Consider the following 13,328-nt stretch of genomic DNA (forward strand, 5'->3'; position numbering starts at 1 on the left):
TTCCGGCTCTGCTTCCGTATGCCCGGCTACTGGGCCCGTCCAGGCAGAAACCGCACCGAGGGTCGCCCGTCCGGGCCGTCCTCGGTGACCACCGACCGTACCCGGTACACATCCGAGATGAGTTCCTCGGTGATGACGTCCGCCGGGGTGCCGGCGGCCACCACCCGCCCCTCCTTCATGACGACGATCCGGTCGCAGAACATCGCGGCCAGATTGAGGTCGTGCAGGGCGATGACGCCGGTGACGGGCAGCGAGGTGACCAGGGACAACAGCTCCAGCTGGTGCTGGATGTCGAGATGGTTCGTCGGCTCGTCCAGCAGCAGTTCACGCGGCTGCTGCGCCAGTGCGCGGGCGATCTGGACACGCTGGCGCTCGCCCCCGGAGAGCGTGTGCCAGGCCTGGTCGCTGCGTTCGGCCAGTCCCGTGCGTTCCAGTGCCTCGCATACCGCGTCTTCGTCCGCGCGGTTGGGCGCCGACCAGGCGCGGAGGTGCGGAATGCGGCCGAGCCCCACGACGTCCCGGACGCGCAGCTCGACCTGGGTGTCGGCATGCTGGTCGACCACGGCGACCCGCTGCGCGACAGTGCGCCGGCCGATCGCGGCGAGCGGTTCGCCGTCGAGCGTCACCACGCCCGCCGCCGGCGCGAGGACCCCCGCGAGCACCCGGAGCAGCGTGGACTTGCCCGACCCGTTGGGGCCGAGGAGTCCGACGGTCGCGCCGGGCGGAGAGACGAGGGAGACCCCGTCGAGGACAAGACGGCCGCCCGCCTCGCGGGAGACTCGCTGGGCACGCAGACCTGCGGTGGTACCGATGGATGTCATGTGGTCCTCCGGGTTCGGTAGAGGACCAGAACGAACGCGGGTACGCCGATGAGGGCGGTGACGACGCCCACCGGCACCTCCTGCGGATCGAGGACGGTCCGGGCGAGCGTGTCGACCCAGACGAGGAACACCGCCCCGGCCAGCGCGGTGACCGGCAGCAGCTGCCGGTGCCCGGAGCCGGTGAGCGCCCGGGCGGCATGCGGCAGCACGAGCCCGACGAAGCCGATGGCACCCGCCGAGCTGACGAGCGCGGCGGTCAGCAGCGCGGTCGTGCAGAGCAGCACGATCCGGGTGCGGCCGACATCGACTCCCAGGGCGGCGGCCGCGTCCTGACCGAAGGCGAAGGCGTCGAGCGTTCGGGCGTGGCCCAGCGAGATCAGCAGGGTCACGACGAGCACGGGGAAACAGACCCACACATCGGTCCAGCCGACCCCGCTGAGCGAGCCGAGCAACCAGAACAGCACGCCTCGGGTCTGCTCGGCGTCGGCCGCGGTCATCACCACGAAGGAGGTCAGCGCGGAGAACAGCTGCATGGCCGCGACGCCGGAGAGGACGACCCGGTCCGTCGTACCGCCGAGGGTATGACTGAGCAGCAGCACCAGGGCGAACGAGCAGAGTGCCCCGATGAACGCCCCGGTCGAGATCGACACCGCTCCCCCGCCCACCCCGAGGACGACGACCACGACGGCACCCGTCGACGCCCCGGAGGAGACGCCGAGGACGAACGGGTCGGCGAGCGGATTGCGGAGCAGGGACTGCATGACCGTGCCGCACACCGCGAGTCCGGCGCCGCACACGGCGGCGAGCAGGGTACGGGGCATGCGCAGGTTCCAGATGATGCCGTCCCGGACAGGGGTGAGCCGCGATTCGCCCACCCCGAGGTGGGCGGCCACCGCGGACCAGACGTCGGCGACGGAGATCCGGGCGGGGCCGATGGTGACGGCGATGGCGACGGACAGCGCGAGCAGGGCGAGGCCCGTGGTCCACAGCACACCGTCGCGCAGCCCCCGTGCGCCACCGGCCCTGCGGTGCCCATCGGTTCCGGGTGCCTGCTCCGTACGTACCGCTGCGACCCGTTCGGTGTCCGTCACCCGGCGAGCCCGAACGTCCGCAACCCGGCGGCGACCTGTTCCAGACCCTCGACCGTCCGGATGGACGGATTCATGGCCTGGCCGCTGAGCAGCACGTACCGCTTGTGCTTGACGGCGTCCATGTTCTTCGTCGCGGGATTGGACTCCAGGAACTCGATCTTCTTCGCGGCGCTCTCGGCGGTCTGTGCCCTGCGCGTCAGATCGCCGATGACCAGGACGTCGGGGTTGCGGTCGGCGACGGTCTCCCAGCTGATCTGCGGCCATTCCTCATGGGTGTCGTCGAAGACGTTCTTCGCTCCGAGCTCCCTGGTGATGACGCCGGGTGCACCGCAACAGCCAGCCAGGTACGGGGCCTTGGAGTCGGAGAACCAGTAGAGGAGAGTGGCGTGGGAGGCGTCGATGCCGTCGGTGGCCTTCTTCACCCGCTCCCGCAGCCGGGCGACGAGCTCGTCGCCGCGCTGCTGAACGCCGAACACGGCGGCCAGGTCGCGCACTTCGCCGTAGACGCTGTCCATGGTCAGTGCTTCGGTACGCGCTCCGTCGCCGCCGCCGCTGTTGTCCTTGCCGGTGCAGTCGGCGGGCGACACGTAGGTGGGGACACCGAGCTCCTCGAACTGTTCGCGGGGGGCGACGCCGCCCTTGGCGAGGGTCGATTCGAACGAGGCGCTGACGAAGTCGGGTTCCTGGTCGAGGACCTTCTCCGACGACGGCCGGTTCTCCGAGAGGCGTGGCACCTTCGCGTTGGCCTTCTCCAGCCCCTTCATCACCGGGTCGGTCCAGGTGGCTGTGGCCGCCAGCCGGTCGGCGAGGCCGAGGGAGAGCAGGATCTCCGTCGATCCCTGGTCGACGGAGACGGCGTGGTGCGGTGCGGCTTCGACGGTGACGGTGCGACCACAGTTCCTGAGCGTCACCGGATAGCCTTCGCCACCAGCTGACTTGGCCGCGGAGTTGTCGGTCCCTCCGCCGCACGCGGTCAGCAGGAGGAGTGCCGCCGGGAGCAGGGCGGCGGTGCGGGCGGGGCTGGCTATGGACGGCACGGAGTCCCTCTGCGTCTCAGGGCCCATGCGCGGAGCCCACTGTACGAAGTGCTGTCGCCCGGTACCGGGCGACAGGTGCCAGCAGGTCTTCGGACTCGGGTTCCTTCGGACGGGACGCCTTCCCAGGACAACCGTGGATGTCCCAGTGGCCGTGGCCCCGCCCGTCCCCCTCACCGCTGCGCGTCAGCTCCGGATTCGCACCGGATTCCCTGACCCCTACGTGGAGTTTGACTGGCTTCGGCAAGCTATCACGCGGCCCCGCGCGGCTCGTCGGCGGTGCGGTGGGGCCAAAGGCGTCCCGGCCGTACCGTACCGTCATGTCTGCCCCTGCCTACGGACTCTGGAGGGCGACCACGGCGTTGTGGCCGCCGAACCCGAAGGAGTGGCTCACGGCGCGCCGGACGGGCCGGTGGCGGGGCTGTCGGGTGACGCAGTCGATGTCGAACTCGGGCGCCGGGGCGTCCAGGTTGGCGATCGGCGGTACGACCCCGCGCTGCAGCGTGAGGATCGTCAGCCCCGCCTCGATGGCTCCGGCGGCCCCCATGCAGTGGCCCAGTACCCCCTTGGGGGCGGTGACGGGTGGCCGGTGCGGGTAGGCCCGGCTGATGAGAGCGGCTTCGATGGCGTCGCCCAGCGGTGTCGACGTGCCGTGCGCGTTGACGTGTTCGACGTCCGCGGCCGCCCAGTCCGCGTCGCGCAGCGCGGCCTCTACCGCGGCCCGGGCGACGGCGCCGGACGGGTGCGGACTGGTGGGATGGTGGGCGTCGGTGGTGGCGCCTGTCCCGGCGAGCAGCGCCCGCGGAACCGCTGCCCGGGCCCGTGCGTCATCCGCCCGTTCCAGCACCATGACGGCGGCGCCCTCGCCCATGACCAGGCCGGCACGATCAGCCGCGAACGGCCGGCAGAGGCGGCCCGGGTCGCCGTCCCTCGTGGCGGCGGCACCGGACCGCGCGAATCCGGTCATGGCGACCGGGAAGACGATCGACTCGGTGGCTCCGGCGATGGCGAGGTCGCATTGCCCGGTGACCAGCAGGTCCCGGGCGACGGAGAGCGCGGTGACCCCGGAGGAACAGGCGGTGCACGGCGCCAGGCTGGGACCGGTCGCCCCCATCCGGATGGCGATCTCCGCCGCGGGCATGTTCGGAATGGTGAGGAGGATCCCCGCCGGCGACGTGGCCCCCGGCCCGCGCCGGTCGAGGGCGACGGCCTGTTCGGTCAGGCCCGCGGATCCTCCGCTGCTGGTGCCGACGACCACGGCGACCCGGCTGCCGTCCCAGTCGGCCGGGTCCAGTCCGGCGTCCGCGACCGCTTCCCGCGCGGCGAGGACGGCGAATTTGACGTACCTCCCCATCCGGAAGGCCGCACGGCCGCCGACCGCGTCGTCCAGATCGAAACCGGAGACCGTGCACGCGAAGTCGATCGCGCAGCCTTCGAGCTCGGGGACGGTGCGGGCCGGTGAGACCCCGGCGCACACCCCGTGCCAGGTGGTGTCGGTGTCGTTGCCGACCGGGGTGATCATCCCCAGGCCGGTGACGGCGACGGCAGGCCTGTTCATCGGGCGTTGCTCATCGCGGGGTCGCCGCTCACCACGGCATCGATGAACGTCGTGATGTCGGCGAGGGTGGCGTCCTTGTAGAGCTTGCCGGAGTCGGCCTCGACCCCCAGCGTCTCCTTGATGATGACGGCGAACTCGGCGACGGCGAGGGAGTCCATCTCCAGGCTGTCCATCGTGGAACCCGGAAGGATCTCGGCGGCCGGCACCTTGAAGGTGTTCGTGAGAACGTCGGTGATCTGGGGGTGGATCGCGCTCATGATCTTCCTCTTCGCTAGGTCGTGCAGGTCGCGCATTTCATGCAGGTTCTACCGATTCCCGGGACGGTGGAACGCACGGTCCCGATGCCGAAGTAACTGACTCCCGATCTGCCGGTTACGCCTTGCGGCGAACCGATTCGCCAACGATCACCCGTGGCTTCGCACAGCGCCGGGAAAGGACGGATGTGGTGCCCCAGTACGCCAGCAGAACGGCCCGGACTCCAAGGGCCCCGACCGCGTCCCGTACCCTGCACAGCTGTCCGGCGGTTCGCTCGTCCGAAGCCTTCACCGCTCCCCCTGCGCCCCGGTGGTGGTCTGCCAGGACGCCTCCGGATCGTCGTACGCATCGACATAGTTCGCGCCGGCGATGGGCCAGTCCGCGAGCACCTCGTCCGGCAGCGCGAAGGACTCGATCAGGGTGGGCAGATGCCCGGCGACGGCGGCGATGAGCTGCTCGACGGCGTCCGGCAGGGCCTTGACCTGATCGGCGGTCAGATGGCCGGCGGCGAGCAGATCGCCGCTGTTGCGGGCGACCCACTGGAGAGCGAACAGCCGCTCCAGTTCGGCCAGCCTCTCGCGGCCAGGGCCTACGGGCAGTTCTGCGACGGCCTCCGCGTACGCCTCGGCCGCGTGTCGGCGGGCGTGCGCCTCGACGCCCCGCAGGGCGGGCCCGGACGCCGCGTTCCACCGCGCCAGCGGGTCACTGTGCGGTGCACTGCTCATCCGCTCCCTGGCGCGGGCGAACCAGATGGCCTCCACCTGCGCATGCAGCCACCCCAGGAACCGGGGGTCGGCGAGCTCTCCGGTCGCCCGGCCCGAGGTGCCGCCGTCCACGGACGGTGAGGTGGCGAAGAGCATTTCTGCGGCGGCCTTGGCGTGGATGGCCAGGTTGTCGCCCTCGGCGGTGATCACCGCCTCCACGCCGGTGATCAGCTCGGTCATGCCGTTGTTCTCCAACAGCGCCTGTGCTCCGCATCGTTCGCGGCACTCGACGACAACGGCACGGGCCTGCCAGGTGATCCACCCCTTCGCGACGGCGACCAGCCGCTCCGCCTCGGCCCGTCCCGTCTCCGTGCCGGTCCCGAGCTGTTTCTCCCAGCGGTCGAGGGCCCTGCGATGCAGCAGGCTCATCGCGAACACCGTGGCCATGGCCTCGGCGAGCGGGCCGTGATGGCTGCGGTGGGCGATCACCCGCACCCGTTCCGTGGCGCGCGGCCCGGAGATGTGCCGATGGCTCCCGTAGCGCACGGCGACGGCAAGCGTCGCGCGCGCGGAGCCGACCGCGCAGGCGCTCATGGAAATCTTGCCGACCGTGACGCGTGCGATCGAGGTGAGGAAGCGACGCCTGCGGTTGGGCAGAACGCTGCTGAACTCCCCGTCGTCGCCGACCCGTCCGTGCTCACCGCTGAGCAGTGCGTCACGCCCCACGAAGACCCGGTCGAAGGAGGTCAGACAGTGGTCGACGGGGCTGCCCAGGCGCGCCGGCAGCCTGCGGACGCGTACCCCCGGGAGTGCGTGCGTGTCGTCGGTGAGCGGCACCAGGAAGAGAAAGACGCCGTGGTCGGCGCCGTCGGCGAGCAGGCGCGCCGCAACCAGTCCGGCCTTGGGGCCGCCGGCCGGACTGGTGTTGGGCATGAACTTCTGTGCCCCGGCGTGCGGGGTGTGCAGCACGAACCCGTCGCGTGCACGGTCGTACGTCGCCGTGGTCTCCATGGCCACCGCGTCATTGCCGTGCGCCACCTCCGTACAGAGGAACGTGCCGATGCGCCGCAACCGGAGGAAGTCCGACAGATCACGGCGGTTGTCGCCGGCGTGGTCGAGGAGGCTGCCGAGGAAGAGGTTGTAGTGGATGCCCGCAACGGTGGTGAGCGCCGGATCGACCGGGCCGAGCCACTCGTGCAGGGCGGCGAGGGCGCGGGGGTCGGCGGCGGGCCCTGCTGCGCTGTCAAGCGCGCTGTTGAGGACCCTCAGGCGTTCGTACGTCAGGGCAAGACGCTCGTCGGCACTGCGGCCGGCCGGGCGGCGGAACGGTTCCGTAGAGATCAGCCGACGCCAGGAGCCGTGCTCCTGAAGGAAGTTGACGCCGAAGAGGACGCCTCTCAACAAGTCGGCAGTGCCGTGGACTGTGGTGCTGTCGATCGTTGCGGTCATGAACAGGAGAACGATGAAGGAACGGCGAGGACACACCTCGCCGCTCCCACCGGGACCTGCGGGCGGTCCGACCGGTCAGACACGCTGGAAGGCGAGAGCGACGTTGTGTCCGCCGAAGCCGAAGGAGTGGCTGACGGCGCGCTCGACGGACTGCCGGCGCGGCTCCTTGGTCACGCAGTCGAGGGCGAACCCGTCCGGCAACGCATCCAGGTTGGCGATCGGCGGCACGATGCCCTGCTCCAGGGTCAGTACGGTCGCCACCGCCTCGATCGCCCCGGAGGCGGCAAGGGTGTGTCCGACCACGCCCTTCGGAGCGGTGACCGAGGGCCGGTGCGGGAAGAGCCGGGAGATGAGCGCGATCTCCATCGCGTCGTTCAACAAAGTGGATGTGCCGTGCGCGTTGATGTGGTCGACCTCGTGGGGCGCCCAGCCTGCCTCATGCAGCGCCGCCTCCACCGCCCGCTGCGCACCGCGCCCGTCGGGTGTCGGGGCAGTGGGGTGGTGGGCATCCGTACTGGAACCCACGCCGGTCAGCAGCGCACGCGGATGTCCGCCGCGCGCGCACGCGTCAGCGGTCCGCTCCAGCACGAGCACGGCGGCACCCTCCCCGATGACGAACCCGTCCCGGTCCGTGGCGAATGGTCGCGACGCGCCCGCCGGATCGCCAGTGCGGGTGGAGAGCGCCCCCATCTTCGCGAAAGCCGCCACCACGAGCGGGGTCAGCGCGGACTCCGCACCTCCCGCCACGACGACATCGCATCGCCCCCTCGTCAGCAGGTCACGGGCGACGGCGATCGCGGTCGCCCCGGACGCGCAGGCGGTGGCGGGCGCCAGGCTGGGCCCCTGGGCGCTCAGCGCGATGGCGAGCTCCCCGGCCGCCGCGTTCGGGATCATCATCGGCACCAGCAGCGGGGAGACAGCCTCAGGTCCTGTGCCGTCGAGCCTGCGAAGGTTGTCGACGAGGACGGAGACACCGCCCACACCGACGCCGAGCACCACGCCGACCCTGCTCCCGTCCCAGTCAGCCGGGGAGAGTCCGGCGTCCGCGACGGCCTGCCGGGCGGCAATCAGGGCCAGTTTCACAAACCGTGCCATCCGCCACGCCGAGCGCCCGCCCACCGCCGCGTCCAGGTCGAGTCCGTCGACCGGGCAGGCGAAGTCGACCGACAGGCCGCCCAGTTCGTCACAGCGCCGCGCCACGGAGTGTCCCGCGCACAGCCCCGCCCAGAAGGCGTGTTCATCGGCGCCTGCGGGGGTCACCAGCCCCACTCCCGTCACCGCGACCCCGGTGTCAGCCTGTGTCATGTGCCATTCCTTCCGTCGCGCACTGTGCGTGGTCCGTGCGGGTTCCTGGCCGGCGAAGTACGGCGGAAGCCCAGGCCGGACCGCACCCGAAGGCGGTGATTCCGCTGCCCCGTACCCGCCCCCGATCCGGTTGCGCCCCGCCGTCGAGTACGTATCCCCTCGGCGCTCACTGCTCCGGCCCCCGCAACCCATCAGACCCACCGGCTGGCGAACGGCCGTCACCCCGGTGAGGATGCGCTCACTGGGCCGAACGGGGGCGCGCGGAGCCCGCGAGCACGAACGGCTCACGCCCGCCACGCGCCCCCGGCTCACCTGTACGGAGCAACTCGCCGTGCTGCCCCGACGCGCAGGGCATCCCCTGGGGTCATGGCATCAGCGGACCACGACGAGTCACAGCCTCACTCAGCCAACGACGAACTGGACTCACTACGCGCGCGGGTGACGCAGCTGGAGGCGCGCACGCCCGTGCGGTCCCGGCCCCACATCCGCTCGGTCTTCGCCGTGCTGCTGATCCTCGTCGCCGCCGTCCTCACGCCGCTGAGCGCCGTCGCCGTCTGGGCCAAGAACGATGTCAGCGACACCGACCGCTATGTGGCGATGATGAAGCCGCTGGCGTCGGACCCCGACGTGCAGGCAGCGCTGACGAACCGGGTCACCGATGCCGTGATGACACATCTGGATGTCCACGCGCTGCTCGCCGAGGTGGCCCCGGCGGACCGGCCGGTCCTCGACAGGGCGTTGGGACGGCTGAGCGGCCCGCTGACCACGGGCCTGACGAACTTCGTGCACGGGACCGTGGAGAAGTTCGTGGCCTCGGACGCCTTCGAGAAGGTGTGGGTCGCCCTCAACCGCGGCGCCCACGCGGCGGCCGTCAAGGCGCTGACCGGCAGTGGGGGCGGGGCCGTGAAGCTGACCAACGACACGGTTGTCATCGATCTCGCCCCGGTGATCGACCGGGTGAAGCAACTCCTGGTCGATCACGGGCTGACGATCGCCGCGAAGATCCCCGAGATCCACACCGACTTCACCGTGCTGACGTCCGACGCGATCGGCAAGGCCAAGAAGGGGTTCCGGCTGCTGCAACTGGCCGGATTCTGGCTTCCGGTGGTGACCCTGGTGCTCGCTGCGGGCGGAGTGCTGCTCGCGGTGCGCCGACGCCGTGCGCTGGTCACGGCGGCCCTCGCGATCGCGGTGGGCGGTGCGGTGCTGGGCCTGGCGGTATGGGTGTTCCGCGCTTTCTATCTGGACAGTCTTCCGGACTCGGTGTCGCAGCCGGCGGCCGGTTCCGTCTTCGACGCCCTGGTCGTCCAGCTCCGCGCCGTGGTCCGGCTCGTGGTCACGCTGGGCACGGTGGTGGCGCTCGCCGCCTGGCTCTCCGGCGAAGGCCGCGCCGCCACCCGGGTCAAGTCCATGTGGAACGGCGGCATCGGCGCCGTGCGCGACGCGGCCGGGATCACCGGCGGTCCGGTCGGCGCCTGGGTGCACCGGGCGAAGCAGTGGCTCAACTGGACGGTCGTCGTGGTCGCCGCGGCGGTCCTGCTCGTGTGGGACCGGCCGACGGGGCTCGTCACGGTGTGGATCGCCCTGGCGGCGCTGTTCGCCCTGGCGGTCGTGGAGTTCCTCGACAACGACAGCACACCGCACATGCTCCCGGAACCGCACGCGTGACCGCAGGCCCCGCTGTGCCACTGGCCGCTCGACGGAGCTCCGTCGGGCAGCCGGTGGCACAGCCGTGCTCAGGCGCGGGTCAGCGCGGCACGCAGCTCCGGTTCGTCGGGCGGATTGGCACCGGCGCGTGCGACGGTGAGCGCCGCGGAGACAGCCGCGTGGTGCAGCACATCGGTGACGGTCTCCGGATCGACTGCACGCAGTCCGTCCCGTCCTGCGGCGCCGAGCAGCCCGTGCGCGGCGAGAGCATGCAGCGTGCCCGACATGAACGCGTCGCCCGCCCCCACCGTGTCCACGACCTTGACACGGGGCGCGTCGACCGTGGCCCGCGCGCCCGGAGTGAAACCAAGCGCGCCGTCCGCCCCTCGGGTGACCAGGACGAGGGCGGGGCCGCCCGTGCCGAGCCAGCGCGCGGCGACGGACTCCGGGGACTGCCCCGGGTACAGCCATGCCAGGTCCTCGTCGCTGGCCTTGACCACATCACTCAGTGCGACACAGCGCTCCACCCGGCGGACGGCTGCGTCGTGGTCGCCCATCAGGGCCGCCCGCACATTGGGGTCGTAGCTGACGGTCGCCGCGCCACGCAGTGACTCCACGGCGGCGAGGACGGTGGCAGCGCCGGGCTCCATGACCGTCGCGATCGAGCCGGTGTGCACATGGTGCGGCGGCCGCTCCGGTTCCACCGGGGAGAGCGTCCACGTGATGGCGAAGGTGTACGCGGCCTGGCCGGCCGCGTCCAGCGCCACCGAGGCGGACGGGGTGGGCCCGGTGGAGCCGTCGGTGAGCACCACGACTCCGGCGGACGCCAGATGGGCCGCGATCAGCCGGCCCTCGGCATCCGGGCCGAGCTGGGTGAGCAGGGTGCTGGGCCGGCCGAGTCTGGCGAGTCCGTACGCGACGTTGGCCGGGCTGCCGCCGGGGTGGACGCGGTCGTCCTCGCCCGGCAACCGGACGATGTCGGCGACGCATTCGCCGATGACCAGAAAGCCGGGCGAGCCGGGTGAGCCGTGGGTGTCGACCGTTTCGGGCATAGGTGGGATCTCTCCTCGAGTGCGCGTACGTACGTGTCCTGGTAGGCGCCGCCACCGAACACATGGAGTCCGATCCTGCCCGGCGCACGCCGGGTGTCGGTCATGTCGATGGTCGGAAGAGCGACGTCTCGCCGTTCACGAACGCCAGGTTGGCGCTGTCGTTCCCGGAGAAGCCGAGCACCCCGATCCCGGCGATCTGCTGCTTCTTCGGCTGCCAGTGCCGTGACCGGCAATGTTTGCCCTGTGAGGAGCGTCGTCCAGTGCGTGCGGTCGTAAGGCGGCCGGAAGTCCTTGGGTGGGGTCTCCCCTGCTCGAACGAAGCTGAGAGCTTGGGGAAGGAGCTACCAGGGCTTTTGGCCAACGCGGCGAACGGGCGTGCTGGGCGGTGCGACGGGGCAAAGCTTGCCGGGAGGGGCACTAGCACTCGGATTCCCGGGGAGCTTGTACGACTGGCTCTGGAAGTTGGCGGCCTTGGTGTACGGGCCCGTGCCCACTGGGTTCGGGGGGCTCCCAGCAGGTGGCCGGCCACGGCGTTGTCTTGCCCTTGGCCGGGTTGTAGCGAGCATCGGCTCGAAGATCGCCTGGGCGGTCAGGGGCGCCGCGATCTGCCCGGGGGCGAACCGGTTGAAATTCCGGGTGAAGGCGGCGAAGTCCTCACGGGGAGTAGGCGCTTCAGTCAGGCGTCTTCCACCGCGCCCAGGGTGCGGCGGAAGACTTGGGGGCAGTGCGCGGTCAGTGGGCTTAGACCGGCCGGCAATTGGGGGGTGGGTGAAGGGAGCGGGGCTGGGGTGCGTGCATCGCAAGGCGGAGGATTGAGCCATGGCGGAGCCATGGTGATGGACGACAACGCCGCGAGGTGCGTGCCCCAGCCCCGTGACGCCGCCCCCCAATTGCCGGCCGGGCTTACGGGCGCTCTCCCTCCCCGTACCGGCGCTCGAACTTGGCGACCTGCCCCTCGGTGTCGACGACCCGGGCCTTGCCGGTGAAGAAGGGGTGGCTCTCGGCGGAGATCTCCACGTCGATGACGGGATAGGTCTCCCCGTCGTCCCACTGGATGGTCTGCTCGCTGGACGCTGTGGACCGGGTCAGGAAGGCGTAGCCCGCGGAGCGGTCGCGGAAGACGACGGAATGGTAGGACGGGTGCTTGTCCTGCTGCATGCCTGCTCCTGGGGACGTTCGTACGGGCTCGGCTCAGCCCAGCCTCGCGAACGAAGCCGGTGGGCGCGACCGCAGACGGTCCGTACGGGGGGGCGGTGTCGTGCCCCCGGCGCCGTGCGGGGCCCGTCCGGCGCCCCGGGGCGGGCCCTCGGGCCCACCATGGTGCCCGGCAGGCCGGACAGGTCACCGGCATCCCATGTGCTGCTTCATGGCGGGCCACGCCTCCACCCCGTCCGGGGTGCGGACATAGGCCCTGGACAGGTCGTCCGTCAGCCACAGTTCCCAGTCGTCCAGGTGGTAGCCCGTGGACCGCGCACCGGCGGGCATCGTCACGTCCCCGTCGTACGCCGAGGTGAGCATCCCGGACGGGAGTACGCCCTTCGGGTCACGCGCGTAGACCTTCCGGTCGGCCGATCCCTCCCCCGAACCCGCGCCCCATTCAAGGAAGTTCGCCTCCTGCCAGTCGCAGTGCGCCTCGCCGGCCCAGCTGTTCAGCTCGGACACGGGCACCCGGTGGCCGTCCTTGTCGGTCCAGACCCGGTACGGCTGCTTGTCCGTGTAGCTCGACGGCAGCTCCGCCGGGTCGCACAAGGCGGCGGTCTCCGGACCCCAGCCCGGGCGCCCCTTGCGGTCCTTGGCGACGACAACGGCGATCTTCGTCCTGCGGTCCACGTCGAACGAGTACAGGACCCGGTCCGCCTCCTCGCGTTCCACGCGATAGCCGTACTGCGGCAGATCGGGCTGCTCGATCTCGAAATACAGCTTCAGCCCTTCCTCGGGCGTCGCCCCGCCGTCGCCCTTGCTCCAGGGTTCACTGCTGCCGCCGGAGTAAATGTCCCCCGCGCATTCCAGAGCGCGGCCGGCGGCTCCCGATTCCGTCTTCCTCGCCTGCGGGGTGTCGGCTTCGACGTTCGGATGCGGTACGTCGAGCGGGCCGCTGTAGGGCGCGGCCGGTGGGCTCCCCTTGATCACGAGATCCTCGGAGGCACCCCCGCCGCACGCCACCACCGACAGCGCAGTCACCAGGATCACCACGACCGTACCGCCCGCTCTGCCTCTGTTCATGCCCCGCCCCTGTCCGGCCTCGGCCCTCGCTGCTTGCCCGTCGGACGTGCCGGGCGGTGCGACGGTTCCCGTGCGCGTGAGAGGCCGCGCACAGAGGTGGGGCGGCGTCGCGTGCCGATGGGCGGCGCCTGGCGGCGTTGTCGTCGGTCGACGACTCCCCCATAGCCCGAAAGGCATGGGAGGGGCCCC

General features: G+C 71.2%; 10 protein-coding genes, 1 pseudogene and 1 riboswitch. Of the genes and pseudogenes, 1 reads left to right on the forward strand and 10 read right to left on the reverse strand.

What is annotated here, in order from left to right:
• Positions 1 to 26: 26 nt before the first annotated feature.
• The 7 genes and pseudogenes from AB0N06_RS26995 to AB0N06_RS27025 all read right to left on the reverse strand — a co-directional run bounded on the left by AB0N06_RS26995 (position 27) and on the right by AB0N06_RS27025 (position 8,217).
• Positions 27 to 821, reverse strand: a complete 795-nt coding sequence (locus tag AB0N06_RS26995) for an ABC transporter ATP-binding protein (RefSeq protein ID WP_366137258.1) — start codon at positions 819 to 821, stop codon at positions 27 to 29.
• Positions 818 to 1,825, reverse strand: coding sequence for an iron chelate uptake ABC transporter family permease subunit (locus AB0N06_RS27000; RefSeq protein WP_366137270.1), 1,008 nt, complete (start codon positions 1,823 to 1,825; stop codon positions 818 to 820). Before AB0N06_RS27000 ends, AB0N06_RS26995 begins: the two co-directional genes overlap by 4 nt.
• A gap of 83 nt (positions 1,826 to 1,908) precedes the next feature.
• Positions 1,909 to 2,949, reverse strand: a complete 1,041-nt coding sequence (locus tag AB0N06_RS27005) for an ABC transporter substrate-binding protein (protein ID WP_366137272.1) — start codon at positions 2,947 to 2,949, stop codon at positions 1,909 to 1,911.
• 62 nt (positions 2,950 to 3,011) lie between these two features.
• Positions 3,012 to 3,200: riboswitch (cobalamin riboswitch) on the reverse strand.
• An 80-nt stretch (positions 3,201 to 3,280) separates the two neighbouring features.
• Positions 3,281 to 4,504, reverse strand: a complete 1,224-nt coding sequence (locus AB0N06_RS27010) for a beta-ketoacyl-[acyl-carrier-protein] synthase family protein (RefSeq protein ID WP_366137259.1) — start codon at positions 4,502 to 4,504, stop codon at positions 3,281 to 3,283.
• Entirely contained in the window at positions 4,501 to 4,761 is a 261-nt protein-coding gene (locus tag AB0N06_RS27015; protein WP_358860222.1) for an acyl carrier protein, read from the reverse strand. Before AB0N06_RS27015 ends, AB0N06_RS27010 begins: the two co-directional genes overlap by 4 nt.
• A gap of 115 nt (positions 4,762 to 4,876) precedes the next feature.
• Positions 4,877 to 6,912 (reverse strand): annotated as a pseudogene (locus tag AB0N06_RS27020) (acyl-CoA dehydrogenase).
• A gap of 75 nt (positions 6,913 to 6,987) precedes the next feature.
• On the reverse strand, positions 6,988 to 8,217 hold the full coding sequence (locus tag AB0N06_RS27025; protein WP_366137260.1) for a beta-ketoacyl-[acyl-carrier-protein] synthase family protein: 1,230 nt from the start codon (positions 8,215 to 8,217) through the stop codon (positions 6,988 to 6,990).
• 366 nt (positions 8,218 to 8,583) lie between these two features.
• Between AB0N06_RS27025 and AB0N06_RS27030 the strand changes: the two genes are divergently transcribed.
• Complete coding sequence (locus AB0N06_RS27030) at positions 8,584 to 9,885, forward strand: hypothetical protein (protein ID WP_366137262.1); 1,302 nt, start codon at positions 8,584 to 8,586, stop codon at positions 9,883 to 9,885.
• Between the two features lie 68 nt (positions 9,886 to 9,953).
• Here the strand turns inward: AB0N06_RS27030 and AB0N06_RS27035 are convergent, their stop codons facing one another.
• From AB0N06_RS27035 to AB0N06_RS27045, 3 genes are all read right to left on the reverse strand, one after another.
• Complete coding sequence (locus AB0N06_RS27035; protein ID WP_366137263.1) at positions 9,954 to 10,916, reverse strand: carbohydrate kinase; 963 nt, start codon at positions 10,914 to 10,916, stop codon at positions 9,954 to 9,956.
• Positions 10,917 to 11,819: 903 nt separating this feature from the next.
• Positions 11,820 to 12,074, reverse strand: coding sequence for a type B 50S ribosomal protein L31 (locus AB0N06_RS27040; RefSeq protein WP_366137264.1), 255 nt, complete (start codon positions 12,072 to 12,074; stop codon positions 11,820 to 11,822).
• Between the two features lie 183 nt (positions 12,075 to 12,257).
• Positions 12,258 to 13,139, reverse strand: coding sequence for a hypothetical protein (locus AB0N06_RS27045; RefSeq protein ID WP_366137265.1), 882 nt, complete (start codon positions 13,137 to 13,139; stop codon positions 12,258 to 12,260).
• Between the last annotated feature and the right edge of the window lie 189 nt (positions 13,140 to 13,328).

This window comes from Streptomyces sp. NPDC051020, assembly GCF_040683105.1.
Lineage (GTDB): Bacteria > Actinomycetota > Actinomycetes > Streptomycetales > Streptomycetaceae > Streptomyces.